This is a genomic window from Saccharothrix espanaensis DSM 44229 (assembly GCF_000328705.1).
GTDB classification, from domain to species: domain Bacteria; phylum Actinomycetota; class Actinomycetes; order Mycobacteriales; family Pseudonocardiaceae; genus Actinosynnema; species Actinosynnema espanaense.
Map to the genome: position 1 here is coordinate 190,356 of NC_019673.1, position 22,151 is coordinate 212,506.

Genomic DNA, 22,151 nt, shown 5'->3' on the forward strand with positions numbered 1-22,151 from the left:
ATCGGTCGCAGGTCGGCCGGGTCGATCGGATCGATCGGTCGCGGGTCAGCCGGGTCGATCGGTCGCGGGTCAGCCGGTGAAGGTGCGGGCGGCGGCCAGGAAGGCGTCGTTCTCCTCGGGCTCGCCGATCGTCACCCGCGCGCCGTCGCCGACGAACGCGCGCACCACGACCTTGTGCTCCAGGCAGTGCTCGTTGAACGCCGCGGTCCGCTCACCCAGCGGCAGCCAGACGAAGTTCGCCTGGGTCACCGGCACCTCGAACCCGGCCGCCAGCAGCTCGGCGCGCACCCGGCCCCGCTCGGCCACGATCGCCCGGCACCGGACCATCAGCTCGTCCTCGGCGTCCAGCGACGCCAGGGCCGCGACCTGCGCCAGCGCGTTCACGCTGAACGGCACGTAGACCTTGCGCAGGGTCTCGGCCAGCTCCGGGGAGCCCACCGCGTACCCGACCCGCAGGCCGGCCAGGCCGTACGCCTTGGAGAAGGTCCGCAGCACCGCCACGTTGTCCCGCCCGGCCGCCCACTGCGCCTTGGCCAGCTCGACGCCGTCGGGCACGTCCGGGTCGTCCACGAACTCCTTGTACGCCTCGTCCAGCACGACCAGCGTCTCGGCCGGCACCTGCTCGATGAACCGCTCGATCTCGGCCCGCCGCAGCGCCGTCCCGGTCGGGTTGTTCGGGTTGCAGACGAACACCAGCCGGGTCTTGGGCGTGATCGCGGCGAGCATCGCGTCGAGGTCCAGGCCGTGCCCCGCGGTCAGCGGGACCCTGGTCTGGCCTGCGCCGACGACCGCGGTGATGATCGGGTAGGCCTCGAAGGACCGCCACGGGAACACCACCTCGTCGGCCTGCGTGCAGGTCGCCTGCACGAGCTGCTGGCACAGCGTCACCGAGCCGCAGCCCACCGCGACCTGGCCGGCGGGGACACCGAGCTTGTCGCCCAGCCGCGCCACGAGGTCGGTGGCGGCGGTGTCGGGGTAGCGGTTCACGGCGGTGGCCGCGTCCGCGATCGCCCGCACCACGCTGGGCAGCGGTCCGGCCGACACCTCGTTGCTGGCCAGCTTGATCGCTCCCGGGATGGTTTTGCCGGGGACGTAACTGGGTAGCGCGGAGAGGTCTGCGCGGGTTCGCACCGTCATCCGAGGACTCCTTCCGGTTCTGAGCTGGACGTTATCCCGCTCAAGACCCGGATGGGGCACAGCTGTCGTTCGGTTGCTCACGTTGACTGCCGTTCACCCCCACGTGGAAGGGTTGCCCCATGACACCTACCCGCACCGAGACGCTCTCGCTCACCGACGGCCGCTCCTTGCGGCTGACCGTCGCCGAGCCGGAGAACGTCGTGCGCGGCGGCCTGGTCGTGCTGCACGAGGCGCGCGGCGTGACCGACACCGTCCGCGGGCTGGTGAGCGGACTCGCCGCGGAGGGGTGGCTGGCCGTCGCGCCGCACCTGTACCGCGGCGCGGAGGACGAACCCGCGGACGTGGCGGAGCAGGTCAGCGAGCTGTCCGGGGAAAGCGTGCTGGCCGACACGGACGTCGCCTTCGTCTGGTTGGGACAGCAGGGCGTGAGCGCCGACCGGCTCGGTGTCATGGGCTTCGACCTGGGCGGATCGGTCGCGATGGTGGTTGCGGGAAGCCGAAGCATCGGCGCGGCGGTCACCGTCGGTGGCGGCGGCATCCTGGCGCCGCTGTCCGACGGGCTGCCGTCGCTGGTCGAGGTGGCCGAGGAACTGGCGTGCCCGTGGCTCGGGCTCTACGGCGACGACGACGCCGAGATCCCGTTCAGCGACGTGGACAAGCTCCGCGACGCCGCGGCGGCGGCACCGGTCGCCACGGACGTGGTCCGGTTCCGCGACACCAGCCACCGGTTCGACACCACGCCCGAGGCGAGCGCCGAGGCGTGGCAGCGGGCGCTGAACTGGTTCGACTCGCATCTGCGGTGATCGGCCACCCACGCGCGGCAGAGAGTCTTTCCAGCGGCTTGGAACCAGACGCCCTTCCCGGTACATCTAAGGGGAGCGTCCGGCACGCCGATGCGGGCGCTGCTGGGTAACGCGCGGCTCGGCTGGGGCGACGACCGCAGTGCAGGGGGTAACCATGAGCGACGGCAACACCGTTCCACTGACACAGCCCGCACCGGTCTCCACACCGCCACCGGTGCCGGTCGTGGACACCTCGACGACGCAGGTGATCACGCCGGACGTGCTGCCACCGCTGGTGCCCGCCGGGCCGCCGGTCGTGGCCCAGCCCGTCACGGCCCCGCCGGACGCCTTCACCGCGGTCCCGGCCCCACCGGTCGCGGGCACCCCGGTGCCGGTCCCACCGGTCGCGGCTCCACCGGGCGTGACCGCACCGGGCGTGACCACCGGCACGCCGGCTCCGGCGACGGACCCGGCCGCGACCCAGGTCGTGACCACCGACCCGGCCGGCGCGAACCCGGCCGCCGCGGTCCCGGCGGGGGCGAGCTTCACCGCCGCCGCGCAGACCGACCTGGCCAAGGCGACCACCGCGCTGGACGCGGTGGACAAGAACCAGGTGAAGCTCGACCTGGACAAGCAGGCCGTGCAGAGCCTGCTCAAGCTGATCACGCAGGCCCGCGGCCTGGTGGACAGCGTCCACACCAAGGCCGTGAACAGCCTCGACGTGGAGCTCCAGTTCGGCAAGAACTGGGTCGGCGAGGCGATCAGCCGCCGGCTGCGCGAGGTCGCGGTCGGCAACGACGCGTCCGCGGTGCGCGTGATCGGCGACTTCATGCAGGTGCTGTTCGAGGTCGAGGAGACCATCCGCGACGCGGCGCGCAACCTCGAAGACGCCGACGACGACGCGGCGAACGCCTTCAACTCGGCTGGGGAGGTCAGGGGCTCGTGAGCGACGACAGGCGCGGCGGCCGCGGTCACGGCAACCACGGCGGTCACGGTGGTGGCAACCACGGTGGTCACGGCGGCGGCAACCACGGCGGCGGCAACGGCGACGACAGGCACGAGCAGCCGCCCAGCCAGCTCGGCGAGAAGGTCGACTGGATGAAGTTCTCGCACCAGGACCTCTACAACATGGTGCACACCGGCGTCGACCTGAAGGCGGCCGGCTCCGCGCAGGCGGACTGGGCCGCGGTCGGCAAGGCGCTCGACGAGGTGCAGGGCCTGCTGGCCAAGGCGATCACCCAGTCCCAGCAGGCGTGGTCGGGCGAGTCCGCCGACCGGGCCCGCGAGGCGCTGGAGTCGGTGGAGAAGTGGGCGCTCAACACCAGCGGCCACGCCGACAACGTCGCCAAGTGCATCGGCGACGAGATCCAGCACGTGGAGACCGCGCGGCAGATGATGCCCGCGCCGTCGCCCGCGCCGCCCACCATCACGCCGGTCACCGGCGGTGTCACGCCGCCCGTGGGCACCCAGCCCGACACCCGCGCCGCGCTGGTCCAGCAGCAGCCCGCGTTCCGCGTGCCGTCGCACGGCGCCGGCGCGCAGCGGCTGATGGCCGACGACCGCGGCGGCGACCTGAGCGGCTTGCGGACCGTGCCCCCGGTCGCGCCGACCAGCCCGTTCGTCGGCCTGGAGAACGTGGCCGCGCCGGTCGTCGACTCGGTCGTGACGGCCGACGCCACGCACCGGCAGGCGGCCGAGGTGATGGCCCTGTTCCAGCAGAACTCCTACGCCGTCGACCGGACCGTGCCGTCGTTCAGCCCGCCGACCAACCCGGTCGCGCCGACGCCCCCGCCGGCCGTGGTCGTCACGCCCGGCCCGGTCGCCCCGCCGCCGCCGGACGGCGGTCCCGGCCCGGTGGTCGCCCCGACCCGGCCCGGACCGCAGGAGCGCGGCGCCACCACCCCGTCCCAGGGGCGCGGTGGCGGTGGCTCGTTCGGCCGCGGCGGGTTCGTCGGCGGCCGCGGCCCGATGCCCGTGCCGGTCGGCTCCGGTGGTGGTGGCGGAGGCGGTGGCCCCGCGCCGCTCGGTCCGCCCGGACTGGGCAGCGGCATCCTCAACGAGCGCTCGGGCGGGGCCAACCCCGGCGGCGTGACCAGCCAGTTCCAGGCCCCGAAGTCGGTCACGCCGCAGCACGGCATGATCGGCGCGGCCCCGATGGCCGCACCGCCGCCCGTCGCGTCCACCCCCGGTGGAGGTGGCAACGAGCGGAGCCGGCCGGGGTACCTGGAGGACGACGACAACGTGTTCGGCGTCGACCGCAAGGCAGCACCGCCGGTGATCGGCCTGTGACCGAGCGCGTCTTCCGGCTCAGCGCACTGGAGTTCTTCCTGCTCTGGCAGGCGGTCCACCGCGACGCCCACCCGGTCCCGCTCGGCACCAGGCACTACGGCCACACCCAGCAGGAGCGGGCGCGGTTGATCGAGACCGCGTCCCGCGACCTGTTCGCCCGCGGGCTGGGCACCGTGCAGCGGCCCGACGAGGAGCTGTACGGGGTCCTGCGCGGCCTGGCCGAGTTCGAGGTCGGCCTGGAGGTCGTGTTCACCATCAACGGCGAGCAGGCCCGCGGCCTGGCCACGGCCGCGTGGCACGGCGCGTTCGCGGGCCGGCTCGGCGACCAGGTGCAGGTCACCGGCTTCCGGCCGACCGCGCTGGCCTCGCGGACCGTGTCGACGCTGCCCGCCGCGCCGCCCGGCGGCGGCCGCTCGGTCAACGTCCGCTGGGAGGACTACCTGGCGGCGGGCCGGGCCGGCGTCGACGACGGCACCGAGGGCTTCCTCGACGTGCTGCGCGGCGTCGGGATGCGCGAGCCCGAGGCGAACACCCTGATGCGCGCCGTCACCACCCGCACCGGCGGCGGCCAGGTGGGCGTCATCGCCCGCAACCGGGCCGGCTACCTGCACCCGACGGGTGACGCCATCTCGTGGCTGGACACCGCCGACGGCCGGTACCTGGTGCGCCGCAACGACGCCTGGCTGGTGATCGCGCCGACCGACGCGGCCCGGCTGACCTCGGCCGTGGACGAGCTCGTGGCGATGGCGGGCCGCAAGCAGTAGTGGCGTCAGTAGTGGCGTCCGACTATCGGACCACCGATAATGTGTGGTTGGCGACTGTGGTTCCGCGCGCTCCGATGAGCTAGGAACGCAGGTATGACCGACACGCGTGCCGGCACCGTCGCCGGCGAGGCAGAGCTGCTGTGGCGTCCGCGCCCCGACCGGGTCGCCGACAGCCACCTGGCCGCGTTCCGCTCGTGGCTCGCCGCCGAGAAGGGCCTCGCCTTCACCGACTACCCCGAGCTGTGGGAGTGGTCGGTCACCGAGCTGGAAGCCTTCTGGGGTGCCGTCGCCGAGTACTTCGAGGTGGTGTTCCACAGCGAGCCCACCGCCGTGCTCACCGAGCGGGTGATGCCCGGCGCGCAGTGGTTCCCCGGTGCCACGCTCAACTACGCCGAGCACGCGCTGCGCCGGGACAGCGACGACCTGGCCGTGGTGTTCCACCGTGAGGACGGCCTGTCCTCGCAGCTCACCTACCGGCAGCTGCGGCGTCGCGTGGCCGCCGTGCGGGCCGGGCTGGTGGCGTCGGGGGTGCGGCGCGGCGACCGGGTCGTGGCGCTGGTGCCGAACTCGCCGGAGGCCCTGGTCGCGTTCCTGGCGGCGGCGTCGCTGGGGGCGGTGTGGTCGTCGTGCTCGCCGGACTTCGGCGCGCGGGCCATCGCCGACCGGTTCACCCAGATCGAGCCGACCGTGCTGATCGCCGTCGACGGGTACCGGTACAACGGGCGCGGGTTCGACGTGCGGCCGACCGTCGAGCAGCTGCGGTCGGCGATCCCGTCGCTCAAGGCCACCGTCCTCATCGACTACCTGGGCGGCACGCTGCCCGGCACGGTCGCCTGGGACGCGCTGCTGGCCGAGCACGCCGACGCCGAGCTGACCTTCGAGCCGGTCCCGTTCGACCACCCGCTGTGGGTCCTGTACTCGTCGGGGACCACCGGTCTGCCCAAGGGGATCGTGCAGGGGCACGGCGGGATCGTGCTGGAACACCTGAAGATGCTCGCCCTGCACAGCGACCTGGGGCCGGGGGACAAGTTCTTCTGGTTCACCACGACCGGCTGGATGATGTGGAACTTCCTGGTGTCCGGGTTGCTGGTCGGCACCACGATCGTCCTGTTCGACGGCAGCCCCGCGCACCCCGACCTGTCGGTGCTGTGGCACCTGGCGGAGCAGCACCGGGTGACGTACTTCGGGACGTCCGCGCCGTACATCCAGTCGTGCCTCAAAGAGGGCCTGAAGCCCGCGGAGCGCTACGACCTCACCGCGCTGCGGGTGGTGGGCTCGACCGGGGCCCCGCTGACGCCCGAGGGCTTCCGGTGGATCGCCGACGCCATCGGCGAAGACGTACAGATCGCGTCCGTGTCCGGCGGGACGGACCTGTGCACGGCGTTCGTGGCGGCGTCCCCGGACCGCCCGGTGTGGCTGGGCGAACTCTCCTGCCGGGCCCTGGGCGCGTCGGTGCACGCGTACGACGAGCAGGGGACACCGGTCGTGGACCAGGTGGGGGAGCTGGTGATCACCGAGCCCATGCCGTCCATGCCGGTCTTCTTCTGGGGCGACGAGGACGGCGCGAAGCTCCACGAGGCGTACTTCGGCACGTACCCCGGCGTGTGGCGGCACGGCGACTGGATCCGCATCACGCCAAGGGGTTCGGCGGTCATCTACGGCCGCAGCGACTCCACCCTGAACCGCGGCGGTGTCCGCATGGGCACCAGCGAGTTCTACCGCGTGGTGGAGGGCTTGGAAGGCGTGGCCGACTCGCTGGTGATCGACACGTCCGGCGCGGGCCGGACCGACGGCGAACTCCTGTGCTTCCTGGTGTTGGCGGAAGGGGTGGCGTTGGCGGACCTGGAACCGACCCTGAAGAAGGAACTCAGGACGAACCTGTCCCCGAGACACGTCCCGGACCGGTTCGTGGCCGTGGCGGAGATCCCCAGGACCCTCAACGGCAAGAAGTGCGAGGTCCCGGTCAAGAAGATCCTGGCCGGCACCCCACCCGACCAGGCCGTGAGCCGAGACGCCCTGCGCAACCCCGACGCCCTGACCCCGTTCCTGACCCTGGCCACGACGTGATCCCGGATTCGCACCGAGACCTACGCCACAAGACGCCCTCCTGAACCCCCGATGAACACCCTCCACACCCCGTCTGACCAGCGCGGACGGGGGTGGGAGGGGGGCGTTTTGCCACGCCGGCACCGACCTGTGTAACCTATGCGTCGTAGCCGAGGGCTCCGGGAGGCTTCGCCTAGTCTGGTCTATGGCGCCGCACTGCTAATGCGGTTTGGGTTCACCCCCATCCCGGGTTCAAATCCCGGAGCCTCCGCAACACCCGGCTTCGGCCAGGTGACAACTGAAAATCGATGCGCTCGTAGCTCAACGGATAGAGCATCTGACTACGGATCAGAAGGTTGCAGGTTCGAATCCTGCCGAGCGCGCAGGGGAGGGGCGGTGCCAGTCGGCACCGCCCCTCTGGGTTTCAAATCGGGTCTCACTTGTACCTGTTCCGGCCTGGTTCACGACCTCGGCAAGGCAAGCCCGGCATGGCAAAGTCAGGCGGGTACCACCACCCCGGCCGCACCTCCTTCGGCATCGTCCGGGAACACCTCGGCCAGCCGTTCCCGCCAACGCGGCGGCAACATCTCGGCCAGGTGCCGGATCGCGACCCGGTGCTCTGCGGTGAGGTCCGAGCTGTCTTCTTCCTCTGCCGCCCACAGCAGCCTGCCCACCTGGTCGGCGATTCCCCGGCGGATCGCGTCCGGGACGTGGATGTACCGGCCTGCCATCTGCGACGCGGAACCCGGTGACCAGCCCATCACGTCGGCAATCGCCCGGAGCGGCACGTTCAGTACCAGCAACATGGTGGCGGCAGTGTGGCGCGCGTCGTGCAGGCGGGCGTCACGGACGTTCGCCGCTTCCAGCAGTGATTTCCACTCGTCATGGTCGGCACGCGGATCGAGCGGTTTCCCGGTCGGCTGCGTGAACATCCAACCGCCCGCCTGCCACAGGTCGCCGGCGGCAATGCGATCGTCGTCCTGTTCCTCGTCGTGCGTGCGCAGCCAGTCCAACAGCGATTCCGGCACGTTGACCACGCGGCGACCGGCGCGTGACTTCACCTCGGTCACCACCAGACCGCCCTCCCGCCGGTCAGGACAATTACGGGCGTGCCCGACACAGTCCGAGGTGCACGGCGGCGGGCAGCTGCGGGAGTGCCGGTTGCAGTTCTTCGGGCACGGCGTGACCTTGTGGTGCTTCGTCGCGCATTTCGCCGCGTCTGCGCACCCGTGCCGCCAGGTGTGGCGCTGCAACGCGCGACGGATCGTCAACATGCCGGTACTCGTGTCGAGATCGGTCCACTTCAGCCCGAGTGCTTCTCCGCGTCGCAGGCCCAGCGCAACGGCGAACCGAACACCGTTGCGGCGTTGTAAATGAGGGCAGGTTCAGACGGTCGTAGCATGTGATCTTGGGTTCGGTGGGGAAGGATCGCCCGCCGTGCGTCGGATGTTGACGTTGGCCGATCGGGAGGAGATCTCCCGTGGACTGGCCGAGTCGTTGGAATATAAGGAGATCGCGGTTCGGATCGGTCGTGACGCCTCGGTCGTGTCGCGGGACGTGGCCCGACACGGCGGTCGCGACGGGTACCGGGCGGTGATGGCCGACCGGGCCGCGGAAACCGCCCGGTCGAGGCCGAAGTCTCTGGCGGTGGACCGCGATCCGGTGCTGCGGATGCGGGTGGCGGGGCTGTTGCGGGCGGGTTGGTCACCGGCGTCGATCGCGGGCCGGTTGGCACGGGGCGAGGACGGCGAGGACGCTGTGCGGGTGAGCCACGAGGCCGTCTACCAGTGGGTCTACGCCCAACCGGTCGCCACCCTGAACCGGGAGTTGATCGCGCTGCGGACCGGCCGCACGGCACGCCGCGGGCCGCGTCCGGCACCGGCGCCACGCATCCGCGAGCCCCGTTACCTGGACGAACGTCCCGCCGAGGCCGACGACCGGGCCGTGCCCGGTCACTGGGAAGGCGACCTGGTCATCGGCAAGGGCGGCCGCAGCGCGGTGGCCACGCTGGTCGAGCGCACCAGCCGCTTCCTGCTCCTGGTCCCGCTGCGCGGACGCGACTCGCTCACCGTCACCGACGCGATCATCGCCGCCGTCGGAGACCTCCCGACCTCCATCAAACGCTCCCTGACCTGGGACTGCGGCTCCGAGATGGCCCTGCACAAACAGGTGACCGCCACCGGGCTGCCAGTCTTCTTCGCCCACCCGCACTCACCGTGGGAACGCGGCAGCAACGAGAACCTCAACCGCATCGTCCGCGAGTTCCTGCCCAAGGGCGTCGACATCCCCTCCGACCCACGCTACCTCGCCGCCATCGCCGCCGAGATCAACGACCGACCCCGTAAGATCCACGACTGGAGAAAACCCAGCGAGGTATTCACCGAACTCCTCGAAGCAGATGCTCCCACCGACTGAACTCGCCGAGTCGTGCACCTGTAGCCTCTCATGGCATAAGTGGCGAAGTGCAGTACACCGCTGACCGGGTAAGATTTCTCCGCCGAAAGTTCGGCTGGCGAGTGTGGGCGACCATCGTGATCGGAAGCGCACTCACGATCTTTTTTCTAGGCATTGTGCCGGTAATGGCTCTTTATTCACGGTATGACATGGCTACAAGAATGGGGGTTGTGCAGGCATCGACCTCGTGGTGGGCGGCGATACTTGCCCTGGTGGCATCGGTTATTGCTTTGATGGCATATCGCAATAGCGTTCAGCGACCGAATCTTAGATTGCGCGCACGAAATAGTCTCAACGTAGTGAATTTCACTTTGACCAATGCTGGAAGCGCGGGTGCCTTGAGGCCGGCAATGCGCGTACGTATCGGAAATGAAGGCCTTATTCGCGACGCTGTGAGCGCTGAGTCGGGGTGGCAGTACGAGGACTTTATGCAAGACGGGTACTATGCGACTCTTGCCTGGTACGGGGAAAGTGTCACGGTGCATCCAGGTTTCGAGTTTCATCTGCCGCCAATAGTGTTTGACTCGGTGATGCTTGAACCGCCTCGACAGTGGCCCGTGTCTGTCATTTGGGCATGTGAAGGTGAGTCACTCAAAGAGCAAGAATTTAAGTTCGATATTCCTTCGGCGCGATGATGTGCCTAGCTCGGAATGGGACGGGGGTAGCTCGCGGTACACCTTCGGTCTAATCTATCACCTTCCTGAGGGGGAAGGTTTTACCAATTAGCCCTGAGAGTGTCGCGAGTTCGCCCGGACTTGGGAGTCCTTTCTGGGCTGAATGTTTCGATGCCTAGATCGCTGCGAGCCGCTCGCAGAAAGCGCGTGATTCCTTCTTCCCACTCCGAAATGAGGAGTTTGATTTGCTTATCGTCCATACAGTCGCTCGCCGACTTTTTCCCCAACTCTTCGATCCGGTCCGCTGCTCTGTTCAGAATGTCCGCTAGTTCCCCCAGCCATTCTGCTGTTACATCGTCCGCAAAGAGGCGCATCTGTGCGACTGGCACGGCCTCAATCTCGCGCGCAAGTGTTCTCATCTCGTGCGGGCGGATCAGAGGTGGTACTTTCTGTAGTACCTTCATGCACTCAAGGTACGCATCTTTTCGTAGGTCGATTATTTTCATGTTGCGCGCATGCCGCGCTGCGGTATGCGGATTGATCAGCGCTCCTGCAAGCGTGCCAATCACGCCGACCGAAGCACCGATTAGAGCGGCGGTGGGAGCGTCCATGTGTGGAGTCTTCCAGTACGTAGACCAGAAGCGAGATAGCACCTCACCTCCGGAAGGTAGTGTCGCGGTCCAGCGGAACAGGCAGGACAGCTGTCGCGCGAGCTGTCTCAGACTTGGCGGAGGGAACCGGGCGAGCTAGGCCAGGGAGGTAGGCACCCGCCGGTGGGCCGGTTCGGGACGGTCGCCGCACCACCGGACGATCTTCCCTGGTGGTGGTCGCCGCTGGCCAGGCCGGGGAAGTTGGCCAGGGAGGCGGTCAGGGGAAAATCCCTGGCCCCCGGCGGGGTCCCTGCCTGGTTCCCTGCGGCTTCGCTGCCGTCACGGCGAGGTGGTCTAGGGGCTAGGGGGCAGTTCAGGGTGCCTGTGAGTGCCTAGGCGGGCCTCTAGATCTAGAGGGAGCCGGGGTCTAGGGCTAGAGACGCTAGCGGCCCGGCCAGCGGCGGTCGGAGAGCCTAGACGATGGCCCTGGAACTAGGGGCTCCGGTGCTAGCCGGCCGTGGCCGTGGACACGCCACAAGCGGCTGGACCACTCTCATGCCCAGCGGCGTCGAGTCCCGGGCGAACACCGGCGGTCTACCTCGCCAGCGTGGACCAGTTGCTTGTGTCCCTCGCAAGACCGCGCGCAAGCGGCCAGCCGCCTCCATCAGGCAGGGGAGGAAGACGCCGGGGGAGTACGACCCCGCTTTCGGAGGGTTCCGGTCGACCACAGCCGTGAACGGTTGATCTTCCCCAGCGTGGATCGTTCCAGGTGGTCCCGGGGAAGTAGGTCGGGGGAGGACGCGGGGGAATTCCCCCGGCTTCCGTTGCTCCCCGACTACTTCCCTCGCTGCTTCCCCACGTGCCAGGGCTCCCCGCCCGTTTCGCGTGCCGGTGGTCTGCTTCTCCCGCCGTCGTCCGGCGCGTTGCGGCACCTACTACAGCCCTTCTCCCCTTCTCAGGATCGAAAAACAAACCCGCAAACCCGCAACACGAGATGGGCACAGCTTCTGACCTGGGCAGACAGGGCGCGGGTCTGGGTGCGGGTTTGGCCGATCCGGCGGGTTTGAAACCCGCACCCAAACCCGCCACACCACGGCGCTCACCCGACAAGCCCCCCACTACCCCCGCGCGGGCTAGTAGGGCCGTCCTTCGACCTCCTCCCGCACCGGCACGGCCCGGTGCGGGTTTGCGGATGTGGCACCGGGTTTGACGCGGGTTTGCCCCGCACCCCAAAACCGCACCCGTCACCACAGGTCACAGCCCTTCACCGGCCCGATCGGCGGGTTTGCGGGTTCGACCCGCCCGGAGCCCAGGGCCGACCGACCCCGGTCGATGATCAGCTGGCTGGCCAGCAGGTGTAGCCGGAGAGGGTGCTGCCCTCTGCGTAGCCCTCATTGCAGGTGTACGTCCGGCGAGAATCCTTGACGTTGAACCGCTCCTCGATATCGCCTTGCGGCAGAGAGCGACAGTTGTGCGCCTCCAGATCGCCGCCGCCGCCGCCGTAGTAGATCTGTCCGCAGTTGTACGTCGGATACATCAGCCTGGGCGCGGGTTCGGCCTGGGCGGGCAGCACCGCCAACGACACGGTCACCGCACCGGCGGCGAGCAACGCGGCGGCAAGCCTGCGGGTCACATCTCGCATGATCACCCCCTGTCCGTGACACCGGCCCCGCAACACGCGGGGCACGGCAACCGGGACACCCCGTCCCGGTCCCTCGACCTCACCACCGACGCGCCACCTCCACCGGCCGATAGCGGCGAGATCCATCCACGCGGGTGGACCCACCACCACCGTCGGGTGACCGGCCGTTCACGGCACGGAAATCGGCATCGTCCGCAGTGCCCGCAACGGCCCGGTTTCACGAGAAGTGACAGCGTGGTCCCGGACCGGAAACACCAGGGCGGGACGAGGGACGCGCCGGGAGCTGTCCCACCTGTCCCCACCTGTCTTGCCATGGTCACTGGGCAGCACGAACGGGCGGGACACCGGAGCGCCGGCCTGTCCCGCCCGCGCACCGGCAGTGCTCCGGCCCGGGAAACGGGGACGCACGGCGGGACAGGGACGCACACATCCGCCCACGGGCCGATCCAAGGCGGACCCGGGAACAAGGTCTCAAACCGGGTCTCAGCCCGTCCCCGTTCGGTCACGTCCGAACCGTTGCAGCAATCGCACTGACCAGCGCAAACGGACCCTGGCGCACCCCGGCGAACGGTTGTCCCGGGAACTACGGATCAGAAGGTTGCAGGTTCGAATCCTGCCGAGCGCGCCAGCTCAGGGCCCCTGTGGAGAAGTTTCCACAGGGGCCCTGACCGCATTCGTGACCGCAGTTCACTCTTCGGCGGCCTCATCGAACGTGATTGCGCCAGTTCCGCCCGACTTCGGCTCACAGCGGTCGGGATAAGCAGGCCGGGCTTTTTCGTAGGCCGTCCTCCACCGGTGGACCTTTGCGGCGGGCACTGTGTGCGTTGTTGCTGCGTGGGCTTCGCGACGGGAGATTGCAGGCCGGCTCGGGGAGGGCCGGGGGGTCCCGGAGACTCAGGGGAGCTATCCCAGTTGGTCGCGGCGGCGGGTGAGGTAGGCGGTTTCGGCGGTGTTGCCGGCCAGTGTGATGGCTTTGTCGTATGCCGCGCGTGACTCCTGGCTTCGGCCCAGTCGGCGCAGCAGGTCGGCGCGGGTGGCGTGGTAGGCGTGGTAGGCGGCCAGGTCGGGTTCCAGGCGGTCGACGGTTGCCAGGGCCACCTCCGGTCCGTCGAGTTCCGCGACGGCGATCGCCCGGTTGAGGGCGACGATCGGTGACGGGTCGAGGCGGACCAGCTGGTTGTAGAGGGCGACGACCTGGGACCAGTCGGTGTCGCGGATGTCGCGGGCGGAGGTGTGCACGGCGTTGATCGCGGCGAGGATCTGGTAGCGGCCCGGCGCGACCCCCGCGGCCAGGCATTCGCGGACCAGGCGGTGGCCCTCGGCCACCAGGGCCTGGTCCCAGGACCCGCGGTCCTGCTCGTCCAGGGCGACCAGTTCGCCGTCGGCCGAGAGCCGGGCGGTGCGGCGGGCCTCGATGAGCAGCATCAGGGCCAGCAGCCCGGCCACCTCGCCGTCGGCCGGCAGCAGGGCGCGGACCAGGCGGGTGAGCCGGATCGCCTCGGCGGTCAGCTCGTGGCGCACCGGGTCGGTGTCGGGGCCGGTCGCCAGGTAGCCCTCGTTGAACACCAGGAACAGGACGGCGAGCACGCCGGAGACGCGGGCGGCGAGGTCTTCGGCGGCCGGTACCCGGTACGGGATGCGGGCCGCTTTGATCTTGGCCTTGGCGCGGGTGATCCGCTGCCCCATCGCGCTCTCGGCCACCAGGAAGGCGCGGGCGATCTCGGGCACGGTCAGCCCGCCGAGCAGGCGCAGCGTCAGCGCCACGCGGGTCTCCACGGCCAGCGCCGGGTGGCAGCAGGTGAAGATCAGCCGGAGCCGGTCGTCGTCGATGGCGCCGAGCGGCTCGGGTGGGGTGTCGTCGTGCAGCATCCGGGCCTCCTCGTGCTTGTCGTCGCGCTTGTGCTCGCGCCGGATCCGGTCGATGGCCTTGCGGTTGGCGGTGGTGGTCAGCCAGCCGCCGGGGTTGGCCGGCACGCCGTCGGCCGGCCACCGCTCGACGGCGGTCGCGAACGCCTCGGCGGCGGCCTCCTCGGCGATGTCGAGGTCGCCGAAGCGCCTGGCCAGCACGGCGACGACCCGCGCCCACTCCTCGTGGTGGGCGCGGGTGACCGCTTCCTCGACGTTTACCGGAACGGCCGGACCTCGATCTTGCGGTCGCAGACCTTGGACGCCTCGGTGGCGAGCTTGAGCGCCACGTCCAGATCCGGGGCCTCCCACACCCAGACGCCGGCGAGGTACTCCTTCGACTCCACGAACGGCCCGTCGCTGAACACCGCCCGCTCGCCCCGGTTGTCGACCACCGTGGCCGCGTCGGTGTCGGCGAGCCCGCCCGCGAACACCCAGTAGCCCTCGGCGATCAACCGTTCGTTGAACGCGCTGATGGCGGGCTGCCGGTCCGTGCTGCCGGGGTTGTCCTTGTCGTCTATCACGGAAACCAGGTACTGCATCGGAAGATCCTCTCCTGTGCTGCCGGGGCACCGGGTGCCGGTCGGGGACTTCAGGCCGTCGCGTAGTGCGGGCGTCCGGCCGGCCGGTGGACCTGGATCATCACGCCCTTCGTGTCGACCCGCGCCTCGACCAGGTCGAGCGCGAGGTCCGGGCCGGTCTCGGGGAACAGCCGCGCGCCCTGGCCGATGACCACCGGGACCACGATCAGGGTCATCTCGTCGACCAGGTCGTTCGCCAGCAGCCACCGGACCAGGCTGCCACTGCCGTGCACCTGGAGCTCGCCGCCGGGCTTGGCCTTGAGGTCCGCGATGGCGGTCGCGAGGTCGTCGGACAGGACGGTGGTGCCCGACCAGGCCGGATCGGCGAGCGTGGTCGACGCCACGTACTTGGGCCGCGTGTTCAACGCCCGCAGGATGGGCTCCCAGCCCGGGACGTCCTCGACCGCCCAGGTCCCCCACGAACCGGCGAACAGCTCGAAGGTCCGCCGGCCGAACAGGAACGCCTCCGCGTTGTCGTAGGTCTGCGCGATGAACGCCCTGGTGTCGTCGTCAGCCGCTCCCAGAACCCACCCGCCGCGCACGAACCCGCCCCGGCGGTCCTCCTCCGTCGTGCCGCCGTTGCCCTGCATCACGCCGTCGAGGGTCACCTGGGTCATGGTCGTCAGCTTCATCGCGGTTCCTCCACCTCGGCACCGCCCCTCGTGGGCGGCCTCACCCCTCCTACGAACGCCGCCGCCCCGATCCGACAGACTTCTTCGAAGAACTTTCGGCGCGTGTCCCGGTCAGTAGCGCGCGCGGGTGCACGACGACGCCCCGGCGCGACGGCGGCCACCCCGGCGCGACGGCCGCCGCTCCCGTCCCGAGGTCGTCTGCGGCGTCCAGCCGCGCAGGCCCGAGCCGCCGAGGTGACGTTGTGGTCGAGCGGCCCGGGGTTCCTGTTCGGCGACCAGGTCCACGAGCACCAGGCGGGCCAGTACCTCGGTCACGGCGGACCTGCCGGTCACCGGGCACTACCTGGGCACGCCGCCGCTGGGCTGGGCCTGGTGCTGCGGCCGGCGGCCATCGCGGAGCCGGTGGTGGCCGCGCCGTCGCCGCGGACCAGGGTGCTGACCGGGCCGCCCGCGATGGCCACCGGCGAGGCCGACGTCGACCTGTCCGGCGCGCCGCCCGGCCAGGACGCCGCCAGCCTGCGCGCCGACGCACTGCCGCACCTGCCCCGAGTTCTCGTTTTCGGGGTGGTGCCGGCGCTACCCCGTCGGGGTGTTGGCTGGATTCTCGTTGTCCCCGTTGGGTTTCTAGGGTCGAGAGGAGCGAGCGCCCGGCCGCGGGCCCGGGAAGGGACCGGGTTCCGGGGCGGGCACAAGGGGAGTGCGATGAAGACGAGTGTGCGACGGGTCGGGGCCGCGGCCCTCACGTTGGCGTTGCTGACCGGGATCGCCGGGCAGGCGGGGGCGTCGGAGGAGGACCCCTCCGCGCAGACCTCGCGGCACCGCACCGAGTTGCGCCAGGCCATGGACGACGTCGTGGCGGCCGGCGGGGCCGGCGTGGTGGTGCGGGTCCACGACCGGCGCGGGGACTGGGCCGGGAGTGCCGGGGTGGCCGAGCTGGGCAAGCCGGGCAAGCCCGGCGCGGACTGGAGCTTCCGGGCCGGGAGCATCACGAAGGTGTTCGTCGCCACGGTGGTGCTGCAACTCGTGGACGAGGGCAGGGTCGAGCTGGACGAGTCCGCCGCCCACTACCTGCCCGGCTACGGGCTCGACCGCCGGATCACCGTCCGCATGCTGCTCCAGCACACCAGCGGCCTCTACAACTACACCGGCGACGCCAAGGCCGACGGCACGCCGGACCCGGGAATCCCGATCTGGGGCCAGGACTACGTCGACAACATGTTCCGCACCTACCGGGCGGAGGACCTGGTCCGGTCCGCGCTGGCCAAGCCCGCGCGGTTCGAGCCCGGCGCCCGGCACTCGTACTCCAACACCAACTACGCGCTGGCGGGCCTGCTGATCGAGAAGGTCTCCCGGACCGACTACGCCACCCAGGTCGAGCGCCGCATCCTCAAGCCGCTCCGGCTGCGCGGCACCAGCCTGCCGGGCACCAGGACCGGGATCCCCGGCCCCAACGCCCACAGCTACATCGCCTACCGGCACGAGGGCCGGCTCAAGGTGGTGGACGGCACCACGATGAACCCGTCGTGGGCCGGTGCCGCCGGCGAGATCATCTCCAGCACCGAGGACCTCGACACGTTCATCGACTCGCTCGTCGGGGGCCGGCTGCTGTCGTCCCGCTCGCTGGCCGAGATGCGCAGGACGGTGCCGACGGCCGGCGTCGACCGCGTCGGGCTCGGGCTGTTCGAGTACCGGTTCACGCCGGACTGCGCGGCGATCGGTCACACCGGCGGCACCCAGAGCGTGACGTCCTACCTGTTCACCACGCCCGATCGCACCAAGCGGGTCGAGTTCTCGATCACCCACGGCGTGCTGGACGGCGGGGATCCCGCGTCCCGCGAGAAGTTCGACGCGGCGCACCGGAAGCTCGCGACCGTCGCCCTGTGCGGCACCGCCGGGTAGCGTCCCGTCCGGGAGATACCCGTTGTGGGCCTTGACATCCCGTGCGTTGATCGGCGGTTCGGCAGCGTTGTTCGGCTGACTGGAGCAACGTCGCCGCCCGCACGGGCGGAGTTCGCCGCCCGGTGGATCTTCTTCGGCTAATGCGAGTGTGCTGCCGCGCCGGAATCCCTAGAGTCGACCATGGTTCGCGCGAACCTCTCGTAGTTCCAGTACCTGCATGAGGGGAACCAGGCATGGGAGAGTTCGGCGCGCCCTGGAGACGGTTGGCCGGCGTGGGTATCGCCACGGCCGCGGTCGTGGCGTTGAGCGTGGTGCCGGCTTCGGCACAGGGGGGCACAATCTCGGGCGCGGACAGCGCGGACGCTGTCGCGGACAACTACATCGTGGTCCTCAAGGACCGCGCGGGGATCGAGGCCGCCTCGACCCGTGAAGGCGTCGAGGTCACCCGCCGCTACGAGAAGGTGGTCGACGGGTTCTCGGCGACCATGACCGCGGAGGTGGCGCGGTCGTTGGCCGCGGACCCGTCGGTCGCCTCGGTGGTGCAGGACCAGGTGGTGCGCAAGTACGACGTGCAGCCGACCCCGCCGTCGTGGGGGCTCGACCGGCTCGACCAGCGCAGCCGGCCGCTGGACAGCCAGTACGCCTACCAGAACGACGGCGGCGGCGCGCACGTCTACGTGCTCGACACCGGCATCCGGACCTCGCACGTCCAGTTCGGTGGTCGGGCGACGTTCGACCACAACTCGATCGACACGAACAACACCGACTGCCACGGGCACGGCACGCACGTCGCGGGCACCGTCGGCGGCAAGGACGTCGGTGTCGCCAAGGGCGTCCGGCTGCACGCCGTGAAGGTGCTGAACTGCGCGGGCAGCGGCACGCTCGCCAGCGTCATCGGCGGCCTGGACTGGGTGGTGGCCAACAAGGTCAGCCCGGCCGTGGTGAACATGAGCCTCGGCGGTGCGGCCAACGAGCTGCTGGACACGGCGGTGAACAAGACGATCGCCGCCGGGGTCACCGTCGTCGTGGCGGCCGGCAACGGCAACGCGGACGCGTGCAACGACTCGCCCGCCCGCGTGCCGAACGCCATCACGGTGGCGGCGTCGGACCGGAACGACGCGCAGGCGGGCTTCTCCAACTTCGGTGCGTGCGTCGACCTGTACGCGCCGGGCGTGGAGATCGTCTCCGCGTCGATCGACGATGACGACGACCTCGTCGACGCGGACGGCACGTCGATGGCGTCCCCGCACGTCGCGGGTGTCGCCGCCCTCTACCTGAAGTCGCAGCCGGGTGCCACCCCGGCGGCGGTCCGGGACGCGGTTATCGCGGCCGGGACCGGGAACAAGATCACCAACGCGACGCCGGGCACGGCGAACGTCCTGCTGCACTCCGGTGTCGTCCAGACGGCCCCGACGCGGCCGGACTGGCTGATCCACGGTGAGGAGCTGCTGCGCGGCCAATCCCGCACGTCGGCCGACGGCGAGTACCTCCTGGTGCTCCAGAACGACGGCAACCTGGTGCTCTACAACCGCGCCGGCGTGGCGCAGTGGTCCACGGACACCTGGGGCACCGACGCGTCCCGCCTGTACCTTCAGTACGACGGCAACCTGGTGCTGTACTCCGACGCCGGGGCGGTGAAGTGGTCGACCCGCACGCCGGGTTCGGCGGCTGACCGGCTCGCGGTGCAGGAGGACGGCAACGTGGTGCTGTACGGCCCGACCTACCAGGTCTTCTGGCACCGCAAGCAGTAGCAGTACCGGTTCCACCCTGTGCGGACATCGTGCCGGGGTCGCTGCGGCGACCCCGGCACGACTGCGTTCCGACCCCGGCGATGTAAAGAACGCTTGACACGGTGTCGTGGCTGCTTGACACTGGCCATGTCAAAGATGCTTTACACGGGGAGGGAAGTTGTCATACGAGGAGAAGGGGACGTGGGTCTACCTGGTGGTCAGCCTGGTGACCTACGCCGCCTACCTGATCCGGCTGGTCGACCTGGCCGCCGGCGGGGCGCTGGCGGACGCGCCCTACACCGGGGCGCTGCTGTGGGCGGTCGGCGTCTCGATCGCGCTGTCGGTCGTCGGCCGGGTGGGGTTCGAGATCGTCAAGCCCAGCGAACGGCGCACCGGCGACGTGCGGGACAAGGAGGTCAACCGGCGCGGGGAGTACGTCGGCGGGCTGCTGGTGACCATCGGCATGGTGCTGCCGTTCGCGTTGGCCGTGGTCGAGGCGCGGCACTTCTGGATCGCCAACGCCATGTACACCGTCTTCACCCTCGGCGCGGTGGTCGGCTCGCTGGTGAAGCTGCACGCCTACCGGCGGGGGTTCTGACGCCTTGGGCAAGCCGACGAAGGTCACCAACACCATCCGCGCCCTGCGGTTCGCGCACGGCGGGATGACGCAGGCCGAACTGGCCGCGCGGGTCGACGTGACCCGCCAGACGATCAACGCGATCGAGCAGGGCAAGTACTCGCCGACGCTGGAGATGGCGTTCCAGATCGCCCGGGTGTTCGGCGTCCCGCTGGTCGAGGTCTTCCACTACCCGGAGGAGGAAGCGTGAAGGCGGTCGTGCAGGAGCGGTACGGGGTCCCGGCGGAAGTCCTGCGGCTGCGGGACGTCGCGGTGCCCGAGGTCGGGGCGGGCGAGGTGCTGGTGCGGGTCGGCGCGTCGCCGGTGTCCGGGACGGACTGGCACCTGGTGCTCGGGCTGCCCTACGCCGCGCGGTTCGTGACGGGGTTGCGAAGACCGGCCAACCTCGTGTTCGGGCTGGAGTTCGCGGGCACGGTCACCGCCGTCGGTCCGGGCGTGCCGGACCGGCAAGTCGGTGACGAGGTGTTCGGCTGGCACGGCGGGGCGTTCGCCGAGTACATCTCGGTGCCCGCCGGGCAGATGACCCGCAAGCCGCGCAACCTGTCCGTCGAGCACGCCGCGGCGGTGCCGATCGCCTCGTTCACCGCGTTGCAGGCCGTGCGGGACCTGGGCCGGGTCCGGCCGGGGCAGGAGGTGCTGATCTCCGGGGCGTCCGGGTGCGTCGGCACCTACGCCGTGCAGATCGCGAAGGCGCTCGGCGCGCGGGTCACCGGCATCTGCGGCGCGGACAAGGCGGACCTGGTGCGGTCGCTGGGCGCGGACCGGGTCGTGGACTACCGGGAGCAGCGGCTGAGGGACGTCGGCGAGCGGTTCGACGTGCTGGTCGACATCTACGGCAACCCGTCGCTGGCCGACTGCGGCGCCGTGCTCAAACCCGGCGGGACGCTGGTGTTCGTCGGCGGCACCGGCGGGCGGCTGTTCATGGGCACCGACCGCTGGCTGCGCGGGCTGCTCGTCGCGCCGTTCCGGGACTTCACGGTCAGGGCACTGGTGCACAAGGACCGCCACGACGACCTGGTGACCATGCGCGAGTTCATCGAATCGGGCGCGGTCACGCCGGTCGTCGGGCAGGTCTACGGGCTCGACCGGGTCGCCGAGGCGATCGAGGACGTCCGCGCCGGGCGGGTGCGCGGCCAGGCCGTCGTGGCCCTCTGACCCCGGCCGTCCGGCCGTTGTCGACCACTACCGCAGTTCCGCCAGCACCCCGTCGGTGAACGGCGGCCACGCCGCCACCGCCCACTCGCCGAACCGGCGGTCGGTCAGCGCCACGCACGCCACGCCCGCGTCCGGGTCGCACCACAGGAACGTGCCGCTCTGCCCGAAGTGGCCGAACGTCCGGGGTGAGCTGGTCGCGCCGGTCCAGTGCGGCGACTTGGCCGCCCTGATCTCGAACCCCAGCCCCCAGTCGTTCTCGCGCTGCGAGCCGTAGCCGGGCAGCACGCCGCGCAGACCGGGGAACGCCACCGCGGTCGCCTCCGCCACCAGCGCCGCCGACACCAGCTTCGGGGCCTGCACCTCGGCCGCGAACCGGGCCAGGTCGGCGACGGTGGAGGTGGCACCGGCGGCGGGCGAGCCGTCCAGGTCGGAGGACGACATGCCGAGCGGGGCGAGCACGGCTTCGGCGAGGTAGTCGGCGAACGGGATCCCGGTCGCCGCGGTCACCGCGTCCGCCAGCACCTCGAACCCGGTGTTGGAGTAGATCCGCTTGGTGCCCGGCGCGGCCTGCACGTCCGCCGAGTCGAACGCCAGCCCGGAGGTGTGCGCGATCAGGTGCCGCAGGGTCGAGCCCTCGGGCCCGGCGGGCCGGTCCCACTCGACCGCGCCCTCCTCGACCGCGACCAGCACCGCGTACGAGGTGAGCAGCTTGGTCACCGACGCCAGCGGGAACCGGTGCTCCACCGGGCCGGCCGTGCCCAGCACGTGCCCCCCGGCATCGACCACGACCGCGGCCGCGTGCTCCACCGGCCACTCGGACACCACGCGCAAGCTCTCCATACCGCCAACTCTGCCACGTGAGCCGGCCGCGCCCAGCGCCGCGAGCCGCACCCGCTACCCGTCGCGCCGCACGGCCAACGGCCGACCCGGACCCGGCCGCTCGACGCCGACCGGCCCGATGTGGACGGTCACCTCGGGCAGCAGCCACAGCGCGGCGAGGATGATCGAGACCGCCAGGGCCAGCGCGGCCAGCAGGCGCAGCAGCGGGGCCCAGGCCGTGCTCAGGCGGTGCAGCAGGGCGGGCCACGTGCGTGGTTCCCGCGGTGGTGGCGCGGCGGTCATCGGTGTGCTCCTCGGTGGTGTCCCGGCTGGTGGTCGAGTCGAGTCAAAGCGCGGGACCGGCCCGGTGTAAAGCGTGGAAAAAGAAATCTGCGGGCAAGTTGCGGTACTCGTCGATTGCCGATGAATTGCCGACCGCACTAATGCGGAAACTGTTCGGAAAGAATCGCCCGGC

22 protein-coding genes and 2 tRNA genes are annotated in these 22,151 nt (G+C 70.5%); 14 read left to right on the top strand and 10 right to left on the bottom strand.

Features of this window, described 5'->3' with window-relative positions; translation table 11 throughout:
- Nucleotides 1–69: 69 nt before the first annotated feature.
- Nucleotides 70–1,137: a histidinol-phosphate transaminase gene (gene hisC / locus BN6_RS00915; RefSeq protein WP_015097633.1), complete on the bottom strand. Its 1,068-nt coding sequence runs from the start codon at nucleotides 1,135–1,137 to the stop codon at nucleotides 70–72.
- Between the two features lie 119 nt (nucleotides 1,138–1,256).
- On the opposite strand from hisC, the gene BN6_RS00920 reads away from it, so the two are divergent.
- From BN6_RS00920 to BN6_RS00950, 7 genes are all read left to right on the top strand, one after another.
- The gene (locus BN6_RS00920; RefSeq protein ID WP_015097634.1) at nucleotides 1,257–1,940 is read left to right on the top strand and encodes a dienelactone hydrolase family protein; all 684 of its coding nucleotides are present in this window, start codon (nucleotides 1,257–1,259) and stop codon (nucleotides 1,938–1,940) included.
- A 154-nt stretch (nucleotides 1,941–2,094) separates the two neighbouring features.
- A complete protein-coding gene (locus BN6_RS00925; RefSeq protein ID WP_015097635.1) occupies nucleotides 2,095–2,865 on the top strand; it encodes a hypothetical protein in 771 nt (256 codons plus the stop codon).
- Nucleotides 2,862–4,208, top strand: coding sequence for a PPE domain-containing protein (locus BN6_RS41465; RefSeq protein ID WP_015097636.1), 1,347 nt, complete (start codon nucleotides 2,862–2,864; stop codon nucleotides 4,206–4,208). Before BN6_RS00925 ends, BN6_RS41465 begins: the two co-directional genes overlap by 4 nt.
- The gene (locus BN6_RS00935) at nucleotides 4,205–4,972 is read left to right on the top strand and encodes an ESX secretion-associated protein EspG (RefSeq protein WP_015097637.1); all 768 of its coding nucleotides are present in this window, start codon (nucleotides 4,205–4,207) and stop codon (nucleotides 4,970–4,972) included. The genes BN6_RS41465 and BN6_RS00935 overlap by 4 nt, the downstream gene beginning before the upstream one ends.
- 93 nt (nucleotides 4,973–5,065) lie before the next feature.
- Nucleotides 5,066–7,039, top strand: coding sequence for an acetoacetate--CoA ligase (locus tag BN6_RS00940; protein ID WP_015097638.1), 1,974 nt, complete (start codon nucleotides 5,066–5,068; stop codon nucleotides 7,037–7,039).
- A 161-nt stretch (nucleotides 7,040–7,200) separates the two neighbouring features.
- A tRNA-Ser gene (locus BN6_RS00945) sits at nucleotides 7,201–7,289 on the top strand.
- 39 nt (nucleotides 7,290–7,328) lie between these two features.
- Nucleotides 7,329–7,401: transfer RNA gene (locus tag BN6_RS00950), tRNA-Arg, on the top strand.
- Nucleotides 7,402–7,515: 114 nt separating this feature from the next.
- On the opposite strand, the gene BN6_RS41470 is transcribed toward BN6_RS00950, so the two are convergent.
- A complete protein-coding gene (locus tag BN6_RS41470) occupies nucleotides 7,516–8,088 on the bottom strand; it encodes a tyrosine-type recombinase/integrase (RefSeq protein ID WP_231904935.1) in 573 nt (190 codons plus the stop codon).
- 376 nt (nucleotides 8,089–8,464) lie between these two features.
- Between BN6_RS41470 and BN6_RS42845 the strand changes: the two genes are divergently transcribed.
- Nucleotides 8,465–9,433, top strand: coding sequence for an IS30 family transposase (locus BN6_RS42845; RefSeq protein WP_041311563.1), 969 nt, complete (start codon nucleotides 8,465–8,467; stop codon nucleotides 9,431–9,433).
- Between the two features lie 47 nt (nucleotides 9,434–9,480).
- Nucleotides 9,481–10,107, top strand: coding sequence for a hypothetical protein (locus BN6_RS45205; protein WP_148302682.1), 627 nt, complete (start codon nucleotides 9,481–9,483; stop codon nucleotides 10,105–10,107).
- 80 nt (nucleotides 10,108–10,187) lie between these two features.
- Here BN6_RS45205 and BN6_RS45210 read toward each other — a convergent pair whose 3' ends face one another.
- The 6 genes from BN6_RS45210 to BN6_RS00985 form a co-directional block, all read right to left on the bottom strand.
- Nucleotides 10,188–10,697 (bottom strand): hypothetical protein, encoded by a 510-nt coding sequence (locus tag BN6_RS45210; RefSeq protein WP_148302684.1) that lies wholly within the window; start codon nucleotides 10,695–10,697, stop codon nucleotides 10,188–10,190.
- Between the two features lie 1,315 nt (nucleotides 10,698–12,012).
- Nucleotides 12,013–12,309, bottom strand: coding sequence for a hypothetical protein (locus tag BN6_RS00965; protein ID WP_148302686.1), 297 nt, complete (start codon nucleotides 12,307–12,309; stop codon nucleotides 12,013–12,015).
- Between the two features lie 912 nt (nucleotides 12,310–13,221).
- The gene (locus BN6_RS00970) at nucleotides 13,222–14,385 is read right to left on the bottom strand and encodes an RNA polymerase sigma factor (RefSeq protein WP_015097644.1); all 1,164 of its coding nucleotides are present in this window, start codon (nucleotides 14,383–14,385) and stop codon (nucleotides 13,222–13,224) included.
- 56 nt (nucleotides 14,386–14,441) lie between these two features.
- The gene (locus BN6_RS00975; RefSeq protein WP_015097645.1) at nucleotides 14,442–14,765 is read right to left on the bottom strand and encodes a YciI family protein; all 324 of its coding nucleotides are present in this window, start codon (nucleotides 14,763–14,765) and stop codon (nucleotides 14,442–14,444) included.
- Nucleotides 14,766–14,815: 50 nt separating this feature from the next.
- Complete coding sequence (locus BN6_RS00980; protein WP_015097646.1) at nucleotides 14,816–15,436, bottom strand: dihydrofolate reductase family protein; 621 nt, start codon at nucleotides 15,434–15,436, stop codon at nucleotides 14,816–14,818.
- Nucleotides 15,437–15,547: 111 nt separating this feature from the next.
- Complete coding sequence (locus BN6_RS00985; RefSeq protein ID WP_041311569.1) at nucleotides 15,548–15,769, bottom strand: hypothetical protein; 222 nt, start codon at nucleotides 15,767–15,769, stop codon at nucleotides 15,548–15,550.
- A 369-nt stretch (nucleotides 15,770–16,138) separates the two neighbouring features.
- Here BN6_RS00985 and BN6_RS00990 point away from each other — a divergent pair, with 369 nt between their 5' ends.
- From BN6_RS00990 to BN6_RS01010, 5 genes are all read left to right on the top strand, one after another.
- Nucleotides 16,139–17,335 carry a serine hydrolase domain-containing protein gene (locus BN6_RS00990; protein WP_015097647.1) on the top strand — a complete coding sequence of 399 codons (1,197 nt, stop codon included), beginning with the start codon at nucleotides 16,139–16,141 and terminating at the stop codon, nucleotides 17,333–17,335.
- A 272-nt stretch (nucleotides 17,336–17,607) separates the two neighbouring features.
- On the top strand, nucleotides 17,608–19,086 hold the full coding sequence (locus tag BN6_RS00995; protein ID WP_231904937.1) for a S8 family serine peptidase: 1,479 nt from the start codon (nucleotides 17,608–17,610) through the stop codon (nucleotides 19,084–19,086).
- Between the two features lie 157 nt (nucleotides 19,087–19,243).
- On the top strand, nucleotides 19,244–19,663 hold the full coding sequence (locus BN6_RS01000) for a hypothetical protein (RefSeq protein ID WP_015097649.1): 420 nt from the start codon (nucleotides 19,244–19,246) through the stop codon (nucleotides 19,661–19,663).
- A gap of 4 nt (nucleotides 19,664–19,667) precedes the next feature.
- Complete coding sequence (locus BN6_RS01005) at nucleotides 19,668–19,892, top strand: helix-turn-helix transcriptional regulator (protein ID WP_015097650.1); 225 nt, start codon at nucleotides 19,668–19,670, stop codon at nucleotides 19,890–19,892.
- On the top strand, nucleotides 19,889–20,857 hold the full coding sequence (locus tag BN6_RS01010; protein WP_015097651.1) for an NAD(P)-dependent alcohol dehydrogenase: 969 nt from the start codon (nucleotides 19,889–19,891) through the stop codon (nucleotides 20,855–20,857). The genes BN6_RS01005 and BN6_RS01010 overlap by 4 nt, the downstream gene beginning before the upstream one ends.
- Before the next feature lie 27 nt (nucleotides 20,858–20,884).
- Here BN6_RS01010 and BN6_RS01015 read toward each other — a convergent pair whose 3' ends face one another.
- Entirely contained in the window at nucleotides 20,885–21,697 is an 813-nt protein-coding gene (locus tag BN6_RS01015; protein ID WP_041311572.1) for a serine hydrolase domain-containing protein, read from the bottom strand.
- Between the two features lie 54 nt (nucleotides 21,698–21,751).
- Entirely contained in the window at nucleotides 21,752–21,979 is a 228-nt protein-coding gene (locus BN6_RS01020; RefSeq protein WP_015097653.1) for a hypothetical protein, read from the bottom strand.
- Between the last annotated feature and the right edge of the window lie 172 nt (nucleotides 21,980–22,151).